11 protein-coding genes are annotated in these 13263 nt (G+C 65.6%); 3 read left to right on the forward strand and 8 right to left on the reverse strand.

Going from position 1 to position 13263, the window contains the following annotated elements; genetic code table 11:
- Both LW136_RS15050 and LW136_RS15055 read left to right on the forward strand, forming a co-directional pair.
- Window positions 1-2331, forward strand: a complete 2331-nt coding sequence (locus tag LW136_RS15050) for a DEAD/DEAH box helicase (protein ID WP_041014493.1) — start codon at window positions 1-3, stop codon at window positions 2329-2331.
- A gap of 145 nt (window positions 2332-2476) precedes the next feature.
- A complete protein-coding gene (locus LW136_RS15055; protein ID WP_044316176.1) occupies window positions 2477-3043 on the forward strand; it encodes a hypothetical protein in 567 nt (188 codons plus the stop codon).
- A 37-nt stretch (window positions 3044-3080) separates the two neighbouring features.
- Here the strand turns inward: LW136_RS15055 and sugE are convergent, their stop codons facing one another.
- From sugE to zwf, 6 genes are all read right to left on the reverse strand, one after another.
- Complete coding sequence (sugE, locus tag LW136_RS15060; RefSeq protein ID WP_014820923.1) at window positions 3081-3401, reverse strand: quaternary ammonium compound efflux SMR transporter SugE; 321 nt, start codon at window positions 3399-3401, stop codon at window positions 3081-3083.
- Window positions 3402-3768: 367 nt separating this feature from the next.
- Window positions 3769-4632 carry an aldo/keto reductase gene (locus LW136_RS15065; protein ID WP_234173171.1) on the reverse strand — a complete coding sequence of 288 codons (864 nt, stop codon included), beginning with the start codon at window positions 4630-4632 and terminating at the stop codon, window positions 3769-3771.
- Between the two features lie 12 nt (window positions 4633-4644).
- Window positions 4645-6273 (reverse strand): NADP-dependent glyceraldehyde-3-phosphate dehydrogenase, encoded by a 1629-nt coding sequence (locus tag LW136_RS15070; protein WP_044316174.1) that lies wholly within the window; start codon window positions 6271-6273, stop codon window positions 4645-4647.
- Between the two features lie 70 nt (window positions 6274-6343).
- Window positions 6344-7081: a bifunctional 4-hydroxy-2-oxoglutarate aldolase/2-dehydro-3-deoxy-phosphogluconate aldolase gene (locus LW136_RS15075; protein ID WP_044316173.1), complete on the reverse strand. Its 738-nt coding sequence runs from the start codon at window positions 7079-7081 to the stop codon at window positions 6344-6346.
- Between the two features lie 18 nt (window positions 7082-7099).
- Complete coding sequence (gene pgl, locus LW136_RS15080) at window positions 7100-7813, reverse strand: 6-phosphogluconolactonase (RefSeq protein ID WP_044316172.1); 714 nt, start codon at window positions 7811-7813, stop codon at window positions 7100-7102.
- The gene (gene zwf / locus LW136_RS15085; RefSeq protein WP_044316171.1) at window positions 7800-9269 is read right to left on the reverse strand and encodes a glucose-6-phosphate dehydrogenase; all 1470 of its coding nucleotides are present in this window, start codon (window positions 9267-9269) and stop codon (window positions 7800-7802) included. Before zwf ends, pgl begins: the two co-directional genes overlap by 14 nt.
- 171 nt (window positions 9270-9440) lie before the next feature.
- On the opposite strand from zwf, the gene LW136_RS15090 reads away from it, so the two are divergent.
- Window positions 9441-10310: a MurR/RpiR family transcriptional regulator gene (locus LW136_RS15090; RefSeq protein WP_014820929.1), complete on the forward strand. Its 870-nt coding sequence runs from the start codon at window positions 9441-9443 to the stop codon at window positions 10308-10310.
- A gap of 75 nt (window positions 10311-10385) precedes the next feature.
- On the opposite strand, the gene LW136_RS15095 is transcribed toward LW136_RS15090, so the two are convergent.
- Together LW136_RS15095 and edd are read right to left on the reverse strand one after the other, a co-directional pair.
- Entirely contained in the window at window positions 10386-11345 is a 960-nt protein-coding gene (locus LW136_RS15095; RefSeq protein WP_221103941.1) for a glucokinase, read from the reverse strand.
- Window positions 11342-13168 carry a phosphogluconate dehydratase gene (gene edd, locus LW136_RS15100; RefSeq protein WP_044316169.1) on the reverse strand — a complete coding sequence of 609 codons (1827 nt, stop codon included), beginning with the start codon at window positions 13166-13168 and terminating at the stop codon, window positions 11342-11344. Before edd ends, LW136_RS15095 begins: the two co-directional genes overlap by 4 nt.
- Window positions 13169-13263: the final 95 nt, after the last annotated feature.

Here is a 13263-nt window from a genome sequence, read left to right on the forward strand (position 1 = left end):
ATGAGCCCTCCGCTGGCGCCTCGCGACGAACGACTGATCGACGACCTGCCGCCCGTACCGCTGCTCAGTCTCGGCAGTCATCTAGCAATCAACTACCAGCCGGGCAACCAGCGCATGGTCAGCGACCATCAGCATCGCGCCGGCCTGTCGTTTCTCTACGGGGAGGCGTGTATCCATGGCAAACGCGACGGCGAACGTGTCCGCCATCTGGTCGGCAACGAGCTGCAGCTGATCGCACGCCACCCTCAGGCCGAACAGGCACTGCGCAGACAACTTGAACAGCTGGGCTTCCGGCCGGCGCTGCGCCAGAGCCTGGCGCTGCCGAAGGAGTCGGCGGAGATGTTCCAGCTGCCCGGCGAAGATGCCTGGCTCAGGTTCGTTCAGGAGCAACTGCCCGAACTGCGCCGACAAGGCTGGCAGATCGATATCCATCCCGGCTTCGCCTACGACCTGACCGCCATCGACAGCTGGTACGCGCAGATTGACGAGTCAGCTGATGAGGACTGGTTCGATCTCGATCTCGGCATCATCGTCAACGGGCAGCGTATCGGCATGCTGCCGATCCTGTTGCGGCTGATCCGCCAGAACCCTCAATTGCTCAGCCCTCGCGCCATCGCGCTGCGTAGCGATGAGGAGCAGCTGCGCGTGCAACTGGACCGGCCGGGACAACACGACAAGCAGGCGCTGCACGTGACGCTGCCGCTGGGGCGCATCAAGCCGATTCTGGCGACCCTCGGTGAGCTCTACATGCGCGAGCAGATGGATGGGCCATCGCTGCGTATGAGCAAGGCCGACGGCGCGCGCCTGGCCGGGCTCGACAGCCTGGCACCGCAATGGAAAGGCGGTGAACGACTGCGTGAGTTCGCCGGCCGCCTGCGCAACCCTGACATCAAGGCCTGCCCGACCCCAACCGGGCTCGCGGGCAAACTGCGGCCCTACCAGCAGCAGGGCCTGGTCTGGATGCAGACGCTGCGCGAGCTGGGCGCAGGCGGCATCCTCGGCGACGACATGGGGCTGGGCAAGACACTGCAGAGCCTCGCCCACATCCTCGCCGAAAAGCAGGCAGGACGGCTCGATCGTCCGGCGCTGGTGGTGATGCCGACCAGCCTGATTCCCAACTGGCAGGACGAGGCCAGCCGTTTCGCCCCGCAGCTACGGGTATTGACGCTCAAGGGCAGCACCCGGCAGAAACACTTCGGCGAACTTGGCGAGCACGATCTGCTGCTGACCAGCTATGCGCTGCTGACGCGCGACATAGCCGCACTGCGTGAGCAGCCGCTGCACCTACTCATTCTCGATGAGGCGCAGCACATCAAGAATCCGTCCGGCAAAGCGGCCCAGGCCGTACGCGAAATGCAGACCCGACAGCGCCTGTGCCTGACCGGCACACCGCTGGAGAATCACCTCGGCGAGCTCTGGTCGCTATTCCACTTCCTCATGCCCGGGTGGCTTGGAGACGCCAAAAGCTTCACCCAGGAGTACCGCAACCCGATCGAAAAACACGGCGACGATGCACGACTGGCGCATCTGCGCGCTCGCATTCGGCCGTTCCTGCTGCGGCGCACCAAGGAACAGGTAGCCACTGAGCTGCCGGCCAAGAACGAGTTCGTCCACTGGGTCGAACTGAATGACGTCCAGCGCGAGGTCTACGAGACCTTGCGGCTGGCAATGGATCGCAAGGTGCGCGACGAGATCGAGCGCAAGGGACTCGCGCGCAGCCAGATGGTCATCCTTGAGGCGCTGCTCAAGCTGCGTCAGGTCTGCTGCGACCTGCGCCTGCTGAAGGGTGAGTCGGCACGAGCCGCACGCGGCAGCAGCTCCGGCAAGCTCGACAGCCTGCTGGAGATGCTCGACGAGCTGATGAGCGAAGGCCGACGGGTGCTGCTGTTTTCCCAGTTCACCTCGATGCTGGCGTTGATCGAGCAGGCGCTGCACAAGCGCGGCATCGAGTACGTCAAGCTGACGGGTGAGACCGATGATCGACGCACGCCGGTCGAGCGCTTCCAGGCCGGCGAAGTGCCGCTGTTCCTGATCAGCCTGAAGGCCGGTGGCACCGGGCTCAATCTGACGGCGGCGGATACGGTGATCCACTACGATCCCTGGTGGAATCCCGCTGCGGAGAACCAGGCGACCGACCGCGCCTATCGCATCGGCCAGGACAAGCCGGTCTTCGTCTATCGTCTTATTAGCCGCGGCACCGTCGAGGAGCGCATCCGCGAGTTGCAGGCGCGCAAGGCCGAACTCGCGGCCGGTGTGCTCGAAGGTGCAGTCGACGGCAGCTTGCAGCTTGGCGAACGCGACATCGACGCCCTGTTCGCACCGCTACCCTGACGCTATGGCGGCATGCAAACTTGTGACACCGGCGAGTGCAGCAGTTTGCGCTTTGCCAGATCATCGCCACCTCGCTTACGTTTCCGTCCCGAGGCGCCCCGCCGCCTCCACGATCACTGGCATCGGTTACAAAAGGAACCGCACCATGAGTCTCTACGAGATCGCCTTTTCCGGCCAACTGCTCCCGGGCGCCAAGCTCGAGCAGGTCGAGGCCAACCTGACCAAGCTGTTCCAGGCCGACGCCCAGCGTATCGCGCTGCTGTTCTCCGGCCGGCGCATCGTGATCAAGCAGAATCTGGACTTCGCCGCGGCCGAAAAATATCGCCAGGCGATGGAGCGTGCCGGCGCGCAGGTAGAACTCAAACCGCTGCCCGTCGATGTGGAGGAAATCGAACTGGCGCCGCCTCCGGCATCGACGGCGACCAGCACGGCCAGCACCGAGAGCAGCGCAGGAAAAACGAGCGACGCCCCGGCCACACTCAAGGTGACGCCGCGTGACGAATACATGGCAGCCTTCGCCGACGTCGAGGCACCGGACTTCGGTATTGCGCCGATCGGCGTCGACCTGCAGGACGTCCGGCCCGAGCCAGAGGCGCCGCGCGTGGACCTTTCTCAGTTCAGCCTTGCCCCGGTGGGCAGCGACATGGGCGAAAAGCCGCGCGACACCACCGCCGTGGTGCCGGATATATCGCATCTGAAGCTGCAGGACTGACGGGCACACGTTCGGGAGTGAGCGCCGCAGAGACTCCTCAGGCGCTCAGCTTCAGACCAACCAGCCCAGCCAGCAACAGCAGCACGCTCACCAGCCGCGCGGGCGAGGCGCTTTCGCCGAAGATGAGAATGCCCAGCAGCACGGTACCCAATGCGCCGATACCGACCCAGATGCCGTAGGCGGTGCCCACCGGCAGAACCTGCATGGCACGCGCGAGCAGGAAAAAGCTGCCAGCCATGGCCGCTATGGTGAGCACACTGGGTAGCGGGCGGGTGAAGCCTTCGGAAGCCTTGAGGCCAATGGCCCAACCCACTTCCAGAAGGCCGGCTACGATCAGCATGATCCAGGCCGAATGCATGACGATGACTCCATCAACTGCAGGGTCGTCCCCGCACGAGTCGACATGCCAGCGGGTCGTCCCGCGGCGGACGCGACCCTAGCACAGCGGCGCACTGTTTTGGACCACTCGCAGCGCCCGTCGATCGCAGGTTTACTGATTGCTGAACGGAGATCGATGTTGGTCCCATGCTCCAGCGTGGAACCATCAGCAGCTCCCGTGTCCGCGCCGGAGCGTGGGTATGGTCATCAAAGATGTAGCCGATGCGGTCCCATCGCGAATGCCACGCGGTGGATGGGTGAAGCGTCATCCACCCTACGAACCACCCCGTAGGGTGGAAAACTGCGAAGCATTTTCCACCTTGGATAGCGGACAGATGAGCCCCTGCCTACGCCACCTCATGCCCGCGGGCCGCTTCGCTCAGGTAGAACCAGGCGGGGCGGTCCAGCGCTAATTCAGCGCCCAGCAGCGCCTCCTCGATCCGTCCCCAGCGCAGGCTGCCGAGGATCGGCAACGGGCGGCCGGGCAATTCCCGAAGCCAGGCCAGCGCCACCTGATTGGCCGTTGCGCCCAGCTCGGCGGCGACCTCACTGAGTGCGCTGCACAAGCGCTCACCGAAGCGTCCTCCGCCCATGGGCGACCAGGCCAGTACCTGCAGGCCGGCAGCCTGCAGCGCATGCAGGCTGCCATCCCATACCCAGTGCTGGGCCTGCAGCGAGAGCTCGATCTGGTTGCAGCGCAGCGGCACGCGTTGCGCCAATGCCTGGCAATGCAACACCTCGGCGTTTGACAGCCCTACCCAGCCGACCTTGCCGCTGGCGATCAGGTCGTTCAGCGTGTCCGCCACCTCGTCGACCTGCAACAGCGGGTCCGGCCGGTGCAGCAGAAAACCGTCGAGCCGCTCGACACCCAGACGCGCCAGGCTGCCGTCCACCGCCTCGCGCAGATAACGGGCACTGGTGTCGTAGTGCTTGACCTGCCAGCGCGAGCAATCCTGCTCCGCCGGCACGATATCGACCTTGCCGATGATCTGCAGACGCTGGCGCAGCGCCGGCGCCAGGCGCAGCGCCGCGCCGAAGTGCGCCTCGCAGCGCCCGCCAGCATAGAGATCGGCATGGTCGAAACCGTTCAGCCCGCGCTCGACACAGCGTTCGATGAACGCCAGCAGTGCCTGGGGTTCACCCAGCTCGGGGTATTCCAGCAGGCGCATCATGCCCAGCAACAGCGGCTGGGCGAGCACGGGCGACGCCATGGCACGGCTCCGTCAGAAGATGTAATCGGTGGTCAGGAAGCTCGACTGGCGGTCACGAATGATCTGGTCGACCAGTTGCTTGTTGGCCTCGTTGAAGCGGGTCGCCACCAGAGTGCGGATGGAGAACACGCGCAGGGCGTCATGTACCGACAGCGTGCCTTCGGCGGAATTCTTGCGACCATTGAACGGATAGCTGTCCGGTCCGCGCTGGCACTGGGCGTTGATGTTGATGCGGCCGACCTGGTTGACGAAAGCATCGACCAGCTCGCCGACCTGCGCCGGGTCGTTGCCGAAGATCGACAGCTGCTGGCCGTAGTCGGAGGCGGTGACGTAGTCGATCACCTCCTGCAGCTCGCGATACGGCACCACCGGCACCAGCGGACCGAACTGCTCTTCGTGGTAGACACGCATGGACGAATCCACCGGGCTCAGCACGGCCGGCTGGAAGAAGGTCTGGTGCGACTCGCCACCGCCGGCGTTGATCACCCGCGCGCCCTTGGCCACGGCGTCTTCCAGCACCGCATGCAGGTAATCGGTCTTGCCCGGCTCCGGCAGCGGCGTCAGCGCCACGCCCGGCTCCCAGGGCATGCCCGGCTTGAGGGCGTTGACCCGCGCAGCAAGGCGTTCGAGGAAGCCATCGAGCACCGCCTCATGCACGAAGAGAATCTTCAGCGCAGTGCAGCGCTGGCCATTGAACGACAGCGCGCCGGTCACCGCCTCTTCCACCGCATTGTCCAGATCGACCTGCGGCAGGACGATGCCCGGATTCTTCGCGTCCAGCCCCAGCGCGGCGCGCAGGCGGTGCGGGCGCGGGTGAAGTTTCTTCAGATCGGCGGCGCCCTTGTGCGTGCCGATAAAGGCGAACACGTCGATCTTGCCGCTGGCCATCAGTGCGCTGACCGTCTCGCGACCACGGCCGTAGATGACGTTGATGACGCCGGCCGGGAAGCTGTCGCGGAAGGCTTCGAGCAGCGGATGTACCAACAGCACGCCGAACTTGGCCGGTTTGAACACCACCGTGTTGCCCATGATCAGCGCCGGGATCAGCGTGGTGAAGGTTTCGTTGAGTGGATAGTTGTACGGCCCCATGCACAGCGCCACGCCCATCGGCACCCGACGGATCTGCCCCAACGTACCCTGCTCCAGTTCGAAGCGGCTGGAGCTACGGTCCAGCTCCTTCAGTGCGTGAATGGTGTCGACGATGTAATCGCAGGTGCGATCGAACTCCTTCTCGGAGTCCTTGAGGTTCTTGCCGATCTCCCACATCAGCAGCTTGACCACCGCGTCGCGCTGTTCGCGCATGCGCGCCAGAAAGCTCTCGACATGGGCAATGCGCTCGGCCACGCGCATGGTCGGCCAGGCACCGCGACCGTAGTCATAGGCGGCGACAGCGGCGTCCAGCGCACGCAGCGCGGCGTCGGCATCCAGCAGCGGCGTACTGCCCAGGACTACCTGGCGCTCGCTGCCGTCCGCCTCACGCAGGAACACCGGGCTGCGTACCTCGGCCAAAGGACCGTCCCAGTTCATCAGCTCGCCATCGACCAGATAATCGCGCTGCGTAACCGGTGCATCCGGACGATAGGCTTCGGGAATCTCATCCAGACGGGGGAAAAGCTCGGAAAGCGGGCGCGCGTTGCTCATGCAACCTCCAGGTAGCGAGAAGATGGTGAAAGAGGCGGCGGCCCTTCGCCCGCCGCAGGGGATGGGACTGTTACAGCTCGCGCTGCTCGGCACGCTCGGCGCGCAGGTCGAAGTCACGTGGCAGCTCGGCCGCCGGCGCACTGTCCAGCGCCTGCAGGGCCTGGCGCGTGGCGCTTTCGATGGCGGCCCAGTCGCCGGCACGCACGGCCTTGGCATCGACCATCCAGGTGCCGCCGACACACATCACATTGGTCAGGGCGAGGTAGTCCCGCGCGTTGCGCGCATTGACGCCACCGGTCGGGCAGAAGCGGATGTCACCGAACGGCCCGCCCAGCGCCTTGAGTGCTGCCACGCCGCCGCAGATCTCGGCGGGGAACAGCTTGAAGCGGCGATAGCCCATGGCGTAGCCGAGCATGATTTCCGAAGCACTGGCGACGCCCGGCAGCAGCGGCAGCGGCCCTTGCAACGCGGCCTCGAGCAGCGCCGGGGTGCTGCCGGGCGAGACGATGAACTGCGCCCCGGCGGCCTCGGCCTGCTCCAGCATGTTGGCGTCGAGCACGGTGCCGGCGCCGACCATCAGCTCCGGGCGCTGCTCGCGCAGCAGGCGAATCGCGCCAAGGCCCAGCGCCGAACGCAGGGTGATTTCCAGCACGCGCAGGCCGCCGGCGGCCAGAGCATCGGCCAGCGGCAGGATGTCCGCCTCACGTTCGATGGTGATCACCGGCAGGATGCGCGCGGCGCTGCACCACTGGTCGATCAGGGCGATCTTGTCGGTCATGGCGTCGACGCTGGTTTGGATAGATGTCATGGAAAATTCCTTGCGGCCTCAGGGGCACCAGTAGATTTCGAGGGGACGGGCGAGGAAGGCGCGAATCGGCATCGCTTCGTAGGGCTCGCCAGCCAAGGCCTGATTGAGCGTGGCCAGCTTGCCGCGACCATGCAGGGCGAGCAGCGTCAGCCGCGCGCTGGCCAGCAGCGCCAGGGTCATGCTCAGGCGCTGGCGCGGCACAGTCGGCGCCTGCATCGGCAGGCAGCGCCGCGTGCCACGCGGGTCGAGCGCCTGCTGCAGATTCGGGCTGTCGGGGAACAGCGAGGCGGTGTGGCCGTCTTCACCCATGCCCAGCACCAGCACGTCGATTGGCGGCAGTTCAGCCAATACGGCATCGGCACGATCAGCGGCCTGCTCGAGGCTTGTCGCGCTCTGGTAGAGGCCGACCAGGCGCGCCGCGGCGGCCGGCCCCTGCAGCAGGTGGCGACGCAGCAGGCCTTCATTGCTGTCGGGATGGCTGACCGGCACCCAGCGCTCGTCGGCGAGGCTGACGGTGACCTTGGCCCAGTCCAGTTCCTGCTGCGCGAGGCGCTCGAAGAAGGCGATCGGGCTGCGGCCGCCGGAAAGCACCAGCGTCGCCGCGCCACGTTCGGCAATCGCGCTGCGCAGGGCGTTGCTCACGGTCAGCGCCAGTTCGCCGGCCAGCTGCTCGGCGTCACCAAGGCTGAAACCCAGGGTCTGCACCGGCAGATCGAGATTAGAGATCGTCATACCAACTCCTGCCATCACGGCTGATCAGGGCAATCGAAGCAGCCGGTCCCCAGCTGCCTGCTGCGTACGGTTTGGGTGGGGCGCCGACGCGCTGCCAGCCGTCGATCAGCTGGTCGCACCACTTCCAGGCGTATTCGATTTCGTCCTTGCGCACGAAGAGGTTCTGGTTGCCCTTCATCACTTCCAGCAACAGCCGCTCGTAGGCGTCGGGGATGCGCGGGCTCTTGTAGGTTTCCGAGAAATTCAGCTGCAACGGGCCGCTGCGCAGCTGCATGCCCTTGTCCAGGCCCTGGTCCTTGGTCATCACCAGCAGCGAGATGCCCTCCTGCGGCTGCAGGCGGATGATCAGTTTGTTGCCGATAAGCTGGCGCTGTTCCGGGGCGAAGATGTAGTGCGGCGGCGCCTTGAAGTGGATAACGATCTGCGAGAGCTTCTGCGGCATTCGCTTGCCGGTACGCAGGTAGAACGGCACGCCCGCCCAGCGCCAGTTACAGATTTCCGCCCGCAGCGCGACGAAGGTTTCGGTGTCGCTCTGGGTGTTGGAGTTTTCTTCCTCCAGATAGCCCGGTACGTGGCGGCCGAGGATGCTGCCGGCGACGTACTGGCCGCGCACCAGCTGCTGGCCGAGCTGTTCCGGTGCAATCGGCGCCAGCGCCTTGAGCACCTTGACCTTCTCGTCGCGGATGCTGTCGGCCGAGAGGTCGCTGGGCGGGTCCATGGCGATCAGGCAGAGCAGCTGCAGCAGGTGATTCTGAATCATGTCGCGCAACTGGCCGGCCTGATCGAAGTAGCCCCAGCGGCCTTCGATACCGACGGTTTCGGCAACGGTGATCTCCACGTGGGAGATGTGGTTCTGGTTCCACTGGGTTTCGAACAAGCTGTTGGCGAAACGCAGGGCGATCAGGTTCTGCACCGTGTCCTTGCCCAGGTAATGGTCGATGCGATAGGTGCGGTCTTCCGGGAAGAAGCGCGCCACCGCGTCGTTCACTTCGCGGGACGACTCCAGGTCGTGGCCGATGGGCTTTTCCAGCACTACGCGGGTGCGCTCGGCCAGGCCCGCCTCGGCCAGCCCGGCGCAGATCGCACCGTAGACAGATGCAGGCGTGGCAAAGAAGGCGACGATGCTATCCGCGTTGCCGGCCTTGTCCGCCAGCGCGGCAAAATCCTCGGCGCGGCGGAAATCCATGCTCAGGTAGTCCAGGCGCGCCATGAAGCGCTGCAGCACGGCTTCATCGAGGTCGCGTTCGCCGACATGGCGGCGCAGATGTTCTTCGATCATCGCCAGATGGCTTGCCGCCTCGCCGCTCTCACGAGCCAGCGCGAGCAGACGCGTTTCGGTTGGCAGCAGACCGGCGCGATCGAGCTGATAGAGCGCGGGGAACAGCTTGCGCAGGGCCAGATCACCGAGGGCGCCGAACAGCGCCAGGGTGCAGGGTTCGACAGATAGTGGCGTCATGATGTTTGTTCTTCTACTAAAACTGCACTATGAATACACGGCGATGCCCTGTTATTCAAGTTCAATGTAGTAATAAAAACAACATTTACTGCAAAACAAGATTCCTATGGTCGCTCCGCATCTCGCTCAGTAGCATAGGCCACCCCTTTGGCAAGCCGCATCAGGACCGACATGGACCGCGTACACAACCTGCTCGAGCAGATCCAGCGCCGCATCGAAGACCTCAACAAGGCCGAGCGCAAGGTCGCCGAGGTGATCCTGCGCAATCCGCAGCAGGCGACCCGCTTCAGCATCGCCACCCTGGCGCAGACCGCGCAGGTCAGCGAACCGACAGTGAATCGCTTCTGTCGCTCGTTCGGCGTCAGCGGCTATCCGGAACTGAAGATGCAACTGGCGCAGAGCCTGGCCAGCGGCGCCGCCTACGTCAGCCAGGCAGTGGAGCCCGACGACGGCCCGGCGGAATACACGCGCAAGATTTTCGGCTCGGCCATCGCCTCGCTGGACAGCGCCTGCCAGAGCCTCGATCCGCAGCTGGTCAGCCGAGCCGTCGACCTGATGATCCAGGCCCGGCAGATCCACTTCTTCGGCCTCGGTGCCTCAGCCTCGGTGGCACTGGATGCGCAGCACAAATTCTTCCGCTTCAACCTGGCAGTGACCGCGCATTCGGACGTGCTGATGCAGCGTATGCTGGCCTCGGTGGCGCATACCGGCGAGCTGTTCGTGATCATTTCCTACACCGGGCGCACCCGCGAACTGGTGGAGGTGGCGCGTATCGCGCGGCAGAACGGCGCCTCGGTACTCGGCCTGACTGCCGCCGGCTCACCACTGGCGCAGGCCAGCACGCTGAGCCTGAACATTCCGCTGCCCGAGGACACCGACATCTACATGCCGATGACCTCACGCATCATCCAGCTCACCGTGCTCGACGTGCTCGCCACCGGCATGACCCTGCGCCGCGGCGTGGACTTCCAGCCGCACCTGCGCAAGGTAAAGGAAAGCCTCAATGCCAGCCGCTACCCGGCGGATGAAGAGCCGAGCTAAGGCAACCGCGCCGGCGCGAGATGCCGGATGTTGCTATAACAACATCCCGCCATCACCACGCCCAATACCGCCACGTCAGCATGCCAGCGCCTGCTCCAGCGCCACCCCGGCGCCCTCCAGCCCCGGATAGTCAGCGGTGACCAGCCACACCGGTACATCGCCGAGATAGCTGCTCATGGAACCCTTGCTGGCGAAGCCTCGGGCGAAACCACTGGCCGCGAAAAAATCGGCGAAACGCGGCACCACACCACCGACGATATACACCCCACCGCGCGCGCCGAGCGTGAGCACGTTGTTGCCGGCGACCCGCCCGAGCCACACGCAGAACTGCTCCAGGGTCGCCACCGCGACATGATCACCAGCGAGCGCAGCCGCCGTGACCTCAGCCGGCGACGCCAGTCGCGGCATCAAACCGGCCAGGGCACAGACCGCACGATAGAGCAGCAACAGGCCACCGCCACTGAGCACGTCTTCGGCACGCACATGGCCAAGCTGGGCGAACAGCATCTGCCACAGCGCCGCCTCGTGCGCATCCGCTACGGGCAGATCGACGTGTCCGCCCTCCCCCGGCAGCGCGCGCCAGCTGCCACCACCCAAGGGCAGCAACGCGGCGACGCCAAGCCCCGTGCCCGGCCCGATGACCAGTGCCGGCGCATCGGGCTCGGCCTCGCCAGCACAGATCATGCGCCGCCCCGCTTCGCCTACCCGCGTCATGCCCAGCGCCATCGCGGCGAAGTCATTGATCAGCAGCAGCTCGTCCAACTGCAGGGCACCACAGAAGTCGCGGCGCGTCAGCCGCCAGTGATTGTTGGTGAAAGTGAACTGCTCGCCCTTGACCGGCCCGGCGCAGGCCAGGCACATGGCGCGAATGCTGCCCGGCGCCAGGCCGAGCGTTGACAGGTAATGTTCGACTGCCTGTTCCGGGGTTTCGAAATCCGCCGCAGCCAGCACTTGCACCGCCTCCAACTGCGAGTCGCGCCACAGCGCGAAGCGCGCATTGGTTCCGCCGATATCTCCGACCAGCGCCAGTGTCATCGCAGCGCCTCCAGCCCGGCCGTGAACACACTGGCGCCCTGCTCGGCGGAGCTGAACGCCGAGCGCATAAAGCCGAACAGCTCGCGCCCGCAGCCCTGCACCTGTGCCGCAGGCGCTGCTGCCGGGGAACGATCGGCCAGCTCGGCGGCATCGACCAGCACCTCAAGCACGCCGCTCTGCCCATCCACACGCAGCAGATCGCCGTCACGCACGCGCGCCAGCGGGCCGCCATCGATTGCCTCGGGGCACACATGGATCGCCGCCGGCACCTTGCCCGACGCACCGGACATGCGCCCGTCGGTGACCAGCGCGACCTTGAAACCGCGGTCCTGCAGCAGACCGAGATAGGGCGTCAGCTTGTGCAACTCGGGCATACCGTTGGCACGCGGCCCCTGGAAGCGCACCACTGCAACGACGTCGCGCTCCAGCTCGCCCGCCTTGAACGCCTCGACCAGCTCCAGCTGATCGGCAAAGACCCGCGCCGGCGCTTCCACGACGCGATGCTCGGGCGCCACGGCGGACACCTTCATCACGCCACGACCGAGATTGCCGCTCATCACCCGCAGCCCGCCTTCAGCCGAGAACGGCCGCGCGACCGGCCGCAGGATGCTTTCGTCCAGGCTCGCCGCAGCGCCTTCACGCCAAGTCAGCCGACCGTCTTCGAGGAAGGGCTCCTGGGTGTAGCGATTGAGGCCGCGACCCATCACGGTATGCACATCCTCGTGCAGCAGGCCGGCCGCGAGCAGCTCGCGCACCAGCAGCGCGACGCCGCCCGCGGCATGGAAGTGATTGATGTCGGCTGAACCATTGGGATAGACCCGCGCCAGCGTCGGCACCACTGCGGAAAGGTCGGCCATGTCCTGCCAGGTCAGCTGGATGCCCGCCGCCTGGGCGATGGCCGGCATGTGCAGGGTGTGATTGGTCGAGCCGCCGGTGGCATGCAGCGCGACGATGGCGTTGACCAATACGCGCTCGTCGACGAGCTCACCGAGCGGCGTGAAGCTGCCGCCCTGTGGCGTCAGTCGAGTGACCTGCCGCGCGGCCTCGGCGGTCAGCGCATCGCGCAATAGCGTGCCCGGGTTGACGAAGGAAGAGCCCGGCAAGTGCAGGCCCATGACCTCCATCAGCATCTGGTTGGTATTGGCGGTGCCGTAGAAGGTACAGGTACCGGGACTGTGATAGGCCTGCATTTCCGCCGCCAGCAGCTCGTCGCGACCTGCCTTGCCTTCGGCGTAGCGCTGGCGCACCGCGGCCTTGTCCTTGTTGGCCAGGCCGGACGGCATCGGCCCGGCCGGCACGAACACAGCGGGCAGATGCCCGAAGCGCAGCGCACCGATCAGCAACCCGGGAACGATCTTGTCGCAGATGCCGAGCAGCAGCGCCCCATCGAACAGGTTGTGCGACAGCGCCACCGCGGTGCTCATGGCGATCACCTCGCGACTGGCAATGGCCAGCTCCATGCCCGGCTCGCCCTGGGTGACACCGTCACACATCGCCGGCACACCGCCGGCCACCTGCCCCACCGAGCCGATATCGCGCAGCGCCTGGCGCAGGCGCTCGGGGTAGTCCTCATAGGGCTGATGCGCCGAGAGCATGTCGTTGTAGGCCGTGACGATGGCGATGTTGGCCGCATCCGGCAGCCGCAGGCGCTGCTTGTCCTGCGCGCCGCAACCGGCAACGCCATGGGCGAAGTTCGCGCATTGCGCGCCGTTGCGAGCAGGCCCGGCACTGGCAGCGCCGCGAACCATGGCGAGATAGGCTTCGCGCGTAGGCCGGCTACGCTCGATCAGGCGCTCGGTAACTTCGACCACTACGGGATGCATGAAAACCTCCTGATTTGTAGTTTTTATAAACAATCAGGCGGCATCATAACGACGAGCGGGACGATTTCGAAGAAATATGTTTATTAAAACAACAA

It is taken from the genome of Stutzerimonas kunmingensis (genome assembly GCF_021432085.1).
Taxonomy (GTDB): Bacteria; Pseudomonadota; Gammaproteobacteria; order Pseudomonadales; family Pseudomonadaceae; genus Stutzerimonas.

Coding starts and splice junctions, on each gene's coding strand:
- pgl (WP_044316172.1), bottom strand. CDS start 7,813: ATGACGATCTCTAATCTCGATCTGCCGGTGCAGACCCTGGGTTTCAGC.
- LW136_RS15090 (WP_014820929.1), top strand. CDS start 9,441: ATGGACCGCGTACACAACCTGCTCGAGCAGATCCAGCGCCGCATCGAA.
- LW136_RS15075 (WP_044316173.1), bottom strand. CDS start 7,081: ATGACATCTATCCAAACCAGCGTCGACGCCATGACCGACAAGATCGCC.
- zwf (WP_044316171.1), bottom strand. CDS start 9,269: ATGACGCCACTATCTGTCGAACCCTGCACCCTGGCGCTGTTCGGCGCC.
- LW136_RS15095 (WP_221103941.1), bottom strand. CDS start 11,345: ATGACACTGGCGCTGGTCGGAGATATCGGCGGAACCAATGCGCGCTTC.
- edd (WP_044316169.1), bottom strand. CDS start 13,168: ATGCATCCCGTAGTGGTCGAAGTTACCGAGCGCCTGATCGAGCGTAGC.
- sugE (WP_014820923.1), bottom strand. CDS start 3,401: ATGCATTCGGCCTGGATCATGCTGATCGTAGCCGGCCTTCTGGAAGTG.
- LW136_RS15055 (WP_044316176.1), top strand. CDS start 2,477: ATGAGTCTCTACGAGATCGCCTTTTCCGGCCAACTGCTCCCGGGCGCC.
- LW136_RS15050 (WP_041014493.1), top strand. CDS start 1: ATGAGCCCTCCGCTGGCGCCTCGCGACGAACGACTGATCGACGACCTG.
- LW136_RS15070 (WP_044316174.1), bottom strand. CDS start 6,273: ATGAGCAACGCGCGCCCGCTTTCCGAGCTTTTCCCCCGTCTGGATGAG.
- LW136_RS15065 (WP_234173171.1), bottom strand. CDS start 4,632: ATGGCGTCGCCCGTGCTCGCCCAGCCGCTGTTGCTGGGCATGATGCGC.